Annotated in this window: 3 protein-coding genes and 1 pseudogene; 3 read left to right on the forward strand and 1 reads right to left on the reverse strand. The window is 72.7% G+C overall.

Annotated features, from left to right (window positions below; translation table 11 throughout):
• A pseudogene (locus G6045_RS41040) lies at nucleotides 1–257 on the forward strand (LAETG motif-containing sortase-dependent surface protein); the annotation flags it as partial.
• A gap of 68 nt (nucleotides 258–325) precedes the next feature.
• Here the strand turns inward: G6045_RS41040 and G6045_RS39265 are convergent.
• A complete protein-coding gene (locus tag G6045_RS39265; RefSeq protein ID WP_408056426.1) occupies nucleotides 326–1,807 on the reverse strand; it encodes a SulP family inorganic anion transporter in 1,482 nt (493 codons plus the stop codon).
• A 400-nt stretch (nucleotides 1,808–2,207) separates the two neighbouring features.
• Between G6045_RS39265 and G6045_RS39270 the strand changes: the two genes are divergently transcribed.
• Nucleotides 2,208–4,004 carry a protein kinase domain-containing protein gene (locus tag G6045_RS39270; protein ID WP_165337034.1) on the forward strand — a complete coding sequence of 599 codons (1,797 nt, stop codon included), beginning with the start codon at nucleotides 2,208–2,210 and terminating at the stop codon, nucleotides 4,002–4,004.
• Nucleotides 4,005–4,125: 121 nt separating this feature from the next.
• The gene (locus G6045_RS39275; RefSeq protein ID WP_165337035.1) at nucleotides 4,126–4,569 is read left to right on the forward strand and encodes a hypothetical protein; all 444 of its coding nucleotides are present in this window, start codon (nucleotides 4,126–4,128) and stop codon (nucleotides 4,567–4,569) included.
• The last annotated feature ends 190 nt before the right edge of the window (nucleotides 4,570–4,759 follow it).

The raw sequence follows: 4,759 nt of genomic DNA on the forward strand, positions 1-4,759 counted from the left end.
CCCCTACGCCGACCACAGCCGCGCCCACCACACCGGCCCCCACCAGCCCTGCACCCACCACCCCGGCACCGACCCCTGGCCCGGCGACGCCGAGCCCCACGCCGCCCGGACCCGACGCGCCCGAACTGGCCGATACCGGGACGGAGTTGTCCGCGCTCCGCATCGGTGCGCTCGCCGGGCTCGGCGTCGCCTCCGGCGCCGGCGCCATGCTGTGGGCCGTACGCCGCCGCCGTACGGGCGGGACCGATCCACGCTAGCCAGTGGCTCCCGGACGGGACCAACCCTCGCTGGTCAGTGGCTCCCGGACGGGACCGACGCTCGCTGGTCAGTGGCTCCCGGTGAGTTCGCCGCTGAGTTTCTCGTGCATCCGGGCGCTCGCCTCGTCGAGGCCGACGATCTCCACGGTCTTGCCGCGCTGCGCGTACTTCGCCCCGATCGCGTCGAGGGCCGCGACGGAGGAGGCGTCCCAGATGTGCGCGGCGGTCAGGTCGATGACGATCCTGTCGGGGTCGGTGGCGTAGGCGAACCGGCCGACGAGGTCGTTGGACGAGGCGAAGAACAAGGCGCCGGTCACGGAGTAGACGACCGTGGCGCCGTCCGGGTCCGTCACCGCGGTGACGTCCGCGACGTGGGCGACGCGGCGGGCGAAGACGGCCATGGCGGTGAGGGTGCCGGCGACCACACCGATCGCGAGGTTGTGCGTGGCGACCACGACCGCGACGGTGACCACCATGACGCCGATCTCCCCGGCCGGCATCCGCCGGAGAGTCCTGGGCGCGATGGAGTGCCAGTCGAAGGTCGCGAAGGACACCATCACCATGACGGCGACGAGGGCTGCCATGGGGATGTCGGAGACCACGGGTCCGAAGACGATGCAGAGGACCATCAGGAAGGCGCCCGCGAGGAAGGTCGACAGGCGGGTGCGGGCTCCGGACACCCGTACGTTGATCATCGTCTGGCCGATCATCGCGCAGCCGCCCATCCCGCCGAAGAAGCCGGTGACGATGTTGGCGATGCCCTGTCCGATGGACTCACGGGTCTTGGACGAGTGGGTGTCGGTGATGTCGTCGACCAGCTTGGCCGTCATCAGCGACTCCATCAGACCGACCAGCGCCATCGCGAGCGCGTACGGGGCGATGGTGGTCAGGGTGTCGAGCGTGAACGGCACGTCGGGCAGGCCGGGTACGGGCAGCGAGGACGGCAGGTCGCCCTTGTCGCCGACGGTCGGGACCGCGATGCCCGCGGCGAGCGTGATCACGGTCAGGATCACGATGGAGACCAGCGGCGCCGGGACCGTCTTGGTGATCCTCGGGAAGAGGACCATGAGCGCGAGGCCCCCGATGATCAGCGGGTAGACCGGCCAGGCCACGTCGCGCATCTCGGGGACCTGGGCCATGAAGATCAGGATGGCCAGCGCGTTGACGAAGCCGACCATCACCGAGCGCGGCACGAACCGCATCAGCTTCGCGACGCCGAGCACGCCCAGGACGATCTGGATGACACCGGCCAGGATCACCGCGGCGACCAGGTAGCCGAGCCCGTGCTCGCGGTTGAGCGGGGCGATCACCAGGGCGACGGCGCCGGTCGCGGCCGAGATCATCGCGCGGCGGCCGCCGACGACCGAGATCACCACGGCCATGGTGAAGGAGGCGAACAGACCGATCGCGGGGTCGACCCCGGCGATGATCGAGAAGGAGATCGCCTCGGGGATCAGGGCCAGCGCGACGACCAGGCCGGCGAGGACCTCCGTACGCCAGACCTTGGGGTCCTTCAGCCAGTCGGGGCGCAGGCGGGCGGCAGGGGACAGTGCGGAGGGGGACAAGGGCGGAACCTGTCGTGCTCGGGGGTTCTCGCCGGGAGCGACGGCGGCCCCGGCACGGCTGGCGGTCGCGCGCTCAGTGGCCCCGTACAGCGAAAGCAGGGGGGACGGCAGCAGACCAACCCCACGATCATACGGGCCCTGCTCGGCCGGGGTCCGCGGCGCCGAGCGGCGAGACGGCGGCCGGGGTCCGCGACGCCGGCCGACCAGACGGCGGCCGGGGTCCGCGACGCCGGCCGCCGAGACCGCGGGCCCGGGCGGGCCCCTGCCTCCGGTGAGGCGATCGCGCGGAGCACCGGACGCTCCTTCACCACGCGCCTCAACACCGTTTATCCTCAACGGCGTTGCGCCGGGACCAGGCGCGCGAAACCGGGGGAGCCAGACCATCATGAGCGGTGCGAACGGGGACGAGCGCGGCGAGCGGGACACCGGGCAGGACGGCATCGACGGCGGGATCAAGCCGCTCGCCGTGAGCGATCCCCCGCGGATCGGGCCGTATCTGCTGCTCGGCCGGCTGGGTGCCGGCGGGATGGGGCGGGTGTTCCTGGCGCGGACGGAGCGCGGGCGTACCGTCGCCGTGAAGGTCGTCCATGAAGAGCATGTGTCCGACCCGCAGTTCAGGGCGCGGTTCCGCCAGGAGATCGAGGCGGCCGGGCGGGTCGGCGAGCGGTACACGGCGCCGGTGCTCGACGCCGGCCCGGACGACGAGCCGCCGTGGGTGGCCACGGGGTATGTGGCCGGGCTCTCGCTGGAGCAGGTCGTACGGATGCACGGACCGCTGCCGCCCTCGTCCGTGCACACCCTGGCCGACGGCCTCCTGAACGCGCTCGCGGACATCCACGCGGCCGGGCTCGTGCACCGCGACCTCAAGCCGTCCAACGTGATGCTGACCGTGGACGGCACCAAGGTCATCGACTTCGGGATCGCCCGGGCCCTCGACGCCTCCGTCTCCTCCCTGCTGACCAGTACGGGGATGGCCGTCGGCTCGCCCGGGTTCATGTCACCGGAGCAGATACAGGGCGGGCGCGCGGGGGCGAAGAGCGATGTGTTCACGCTCGGCTGTGTTCTGACGTACGCGGCGACCGGGCAGCTGCCGTTCGGGCAGGGGGCGAGCAATCAGCATGCCGTGATGTACCAGATCGTGGAGGGCGAGCCGGATCTGACGGGGATCGAGGACGCCGCGCTGCGGTCGCTGATCACGCGGTGCCTGGCCAAGGAGGCCGAGCGGCGGCCCGGTGTCGACGAGCTCCTCGCGGATACCGGGCGGCCACGGCCCACCGCGGCGCGCGGCACCTGGCTGCCCGCGCCCGTCGTCGCCCATCTCGCCCAGCAGTCCGCGCGGTTGCTCGATGCCGAGGCCACGCCCCTGCGGGAGGAGCCGGCCGCGGCGGGCGGTGCCGTCGATCAGGCGACCGTCGGGCTGCGGCCGCGGCAGCCCGGCGCGTCCGCCGACACCTCCACCCGCGAGGAGCGGCCGCGCCGGCGGCGCACGCTCCTCGTCCTGCCCGTCGTCGCCGTCCTCGCCGTCGGCGGCGGAACGGTCGCGCTGCTCCAGCCCTTCGGCGACGGCGGCGACGAGACCCGTACGCAGCCGCCGGGCAGCAGCGCGAGTGCGACACCGGGAGACAGTGATTCCTCGCGTACGCCCAGCAGTTCGCCCTCCGGGAAGCAGAAGGAGAAGGGCGGGGGCGACGGGAAGGACGAGGACGGAGCGAAGGACCCGAAGGGCAGCGCGCAGCCCGACGACCAGGAGAGCGACGGCAGTTCGCAGGAACCGGACAGCGGGGGCGGCGCCCCGACGGGCGACGGGTCCGGGGGTTCTGCCGACGGCGGTGGCGCGTCCGACGGCGGTGCGTCCGGTGGCGGCTCGTCCGAGGGGTCCCCGCCGCCCGCCCTCACGGCCTACAAGCTCGAGTACGTCCACGGCTGTGTCGGCTCCTGCGATATGCCGATCAAGGTGAGCTGGTCCGCGATCCCCCGGGCGACCCGGTACGACATCCACTACACCAACACGGGCAGCAACTTCACCGAGAAGAACGTCGACACCACGTATTCCACCGGCGCCACCAGCTACACGATCAACGGCCCCTTCTCCGGGGACGAAATCTGCGTCACGGTCCGCGCGGCCAACGCGCACGGACCCTCCGCCTGGGCGGAGAAGTGGTGCGACACGGTGGCCTACTGAGGCGGCGGGCGGCGGGCGGCCGGCGGCCGGCGTCGGTGTGAGCGGGGCCGGCGGGCTCACGTACGGGCGAACCGCAGCTCGCGGACGTGACCTCACGTAATCACCGAATTACGATCAGTGCATGATCGAGTCGTGGTGGACGGCCTTGGTGCGGGCGATGCGGCAGGGCCGTCTCGTGCTCGTGCCGCTGCTCGCCGTGCTGATCACCGCGCATCTGGCGAGTGCCGCGCACAGCGCTCCGTTCGCCGGGCCGCACGGAGCGCATGGTCCGCATCTCGGCATCGTCGCCGCCTGTCCGCCCGGTCATCACACGGCGGCCGGTCCGCAGCAGGCCGCACTCGTACCGGGGCCCGCGCACGATCACGACGCGGGCGAGCACGTCGACCACTCGGTGGACCGGCCACGCGATCCGGGCACGCAGGAGCTCTCCGCGCCGGCGCTGCCCCTCCTCGGTCTCCTCACCCCGGCCGCCGGGTGTGCGCCGCCGCCCCCTGCGGCGGTGGACCATGCGGGCCCGCCGGGCCGTGGCGGCGAACGGTCCTCGCTCTGCGTCTGGCGGCAGTAGGCGCGCCCCGCATCCCACTCCCGTAGACGAGACGGGAGTTCACGGGATGCGTCCGCGCGACCCTGACCTGCCGATCCCGTGCGCAGCGCGCCTGGCGCCGCCGCAGCACGTAGGAGCCGTACGCCATGAAGCCCACTCTCCGCCTGCACGAGCGCCGTGCGGCGCTCCACGAAGAGCACACCCCGATCGC

Source organism: Streptomyces mesophilus (assembly GCF_011044995.1).
In the GTDB taxonomy this organism is placed as follows: domain Bacteria; phylum Actinomycetota; class Actinomycetes; order Streptomycetales; family Streptomycetaceae; genus Streptomyces; species Streptomyces mesophilus.

Bases quoted from the DNA above. Each gene is read 5' to 3' on its own strand.
- G6045_RS39270 (WP_165337034.1), top strand. From the start codon at position 2,208: ATGAGCGGTGCGAACGGGGACGAGCGCGGCGAGCGGGACACCGGGCAG.
- G6045_RS39275 (WP_165337035.1), top strand. From the start codon at position 4,126: ATGATCGAGTCGTGGTGGACGGCCTTGGTGCGGGCGATGCGGCAGGGC.